Raw genomic sequence first — 1577 nt, 5'->3', positions numbered from 1 at the left:
CCATCCTAACAATGCGCTCAACGCCGCTCACTTCGTTCGCTGGACGTCAAAAAGCTACGCTTTTTGCCGCCCGTTAGCTTAATCGTTAGGCGTCGTCTGAAATGGTGGTTGTAAGTGCCGTGCGCACAACGCTTCTCCGCAAGCCATTTTCAGCATCAAGTTTTGTCGGTAACGTGTCGCAGCAGAACCGCCGTTTTCGTGCAGCGCCAACCTGCTCTTCCAAGCTTCACGCCGTGCGGTCTGGCCCACGAAAACTTAGGGGGGCTTCCAGCTCAAGGTGCGTTATTTGCGCGAAGCAATGGAGTGTTTTGAACGTGATGGGAACAGTCGCAAATAACTACTTTATCGGTCTGAAGGCTGAGTGCAGCGCTCATTTAGGTTCGGCTGTTGCCTCCGGCTTCACAGCCACAACGGCACAGCCTAACAATGCGCTTAAGGCCGTTCGCTCCGCTCACTGGACGTCAAAAAGCTGCGCTTTTTGCCGCCCCTTAGCTTAATCGTTATAACCCGTTAAGAACATGAGCTCATACGAACAAGAGAACAGAAACAGATTAATAAATCTCATCGACCAAATATCCACTGATCTAAACCCTGAGGGGTGGACTCATGTAGGGTCGTTAGCGGTCGGCGGTCTTCTTTCTGTTGGCTTCTCACAGAAAGGCCCCTACCTATTAGTCGTTTCCAGCTCTGGTCGCAGCGTCATTCACTGTAAAACCGGCGAAAAAATTGAGCGCGATTACGAGCAGTACGCTGGCTTAAGCGACCTCGGACTTCATTGCCAAGGCATCGGAGTGGTTGAAGGCGAGACTATCCCACTGTGCGGGATCAATGGTGGGGGCTTGCCATTGACAAACAAAGCAGGAGAAGGTCTAGAGATAGTTTCTCCTAGGTGGCCAGAGAGCTATCTAATCCTGAGCAAGCCGTTCAAAAGCGCTCTAATACCGGGGCATCAATCTGAATGCAAAATAATCTACACAGAACACATAAGGGCTTGTGGGTTCTCATGGTGCGGAAACTATATTGTTGCCGCCTGTGGCAGCGATCTTGATTTATGGTCCAGAGTGCCGGAGTTATAACAATGCGCTCAACGCCGCTCACTTCGTTCGCTGGACGTCAAAAAGCTACGCTTTTTGCCGCCCGTTAGCTTAATCGTTAGAGGCTACTCACGCACATCGAGGCCAACAACCATGAAATACGACGATCAGAAAATTTTGGAAGTTGTTCTAGCACTGCTTGGAGTATTTGAGTTTGAGAACGGTAGGGTTTGGAAGCGGTTTGAATTCAGCGTTTTCGATGAGCTATTTGAAAAAGGCTATATCAGCGACCCCAAAGGCAAATCAGAGTCCGTTTACTTAACAGAAGAGGGTTTGCAGCTAGCTAAAGAGCTGGCTCAAAAGCACTTCTCCGTACAAGAGTAACCTCTAACTACTGGTTCAAGTCGTTCGCTTCGCTCACTGGGACGTTCAAAAGCTGCGCTTTTGCCCGCCCCTTAACCAAACGTTAGGCGGCGTGCGGGTTTTATTTGGTTTGAAGCGCCCTGCGCACAACGGAACAAGCCTTTTCAGGTTCCCGATTTG

The 1577-nt window shown here is 50.0% G+C and carries 1 protein-coding gene; it reads left to right on the top strand.

Annotated elements, in window-relative coordinates; genetic code table 11:
• The first annotated feature begins 1187 nt into the window (after nucleotides 1-1187).
• Complete coding sequence (locus tag BMX80_RS17485; protein WP_074870801.1) at nucleotides 1188-1418, top strand: DUF6429 family protein; 231 nt, start codon at nucleotides 1188-1190, stop codon at nucleotides 1416-1418.
• Nucleotides 1419-1577: the final 159 nt, after the last annotated feature.

The sequence above is a fragment of the Atopomonas hussainii genome (assembly GCF_900109735.1).
Taxonomy (GTDB): domain Bacteria; phylum Pseudomonadota; class Gammaproteobacteria; order Pseudomonadales; family Pseudomonadaceae; genus Atopomonas; species Atopomonas hussainii.
This window is presented reverse-complemented; position numbering and strand designations above follow the sequence as displayed.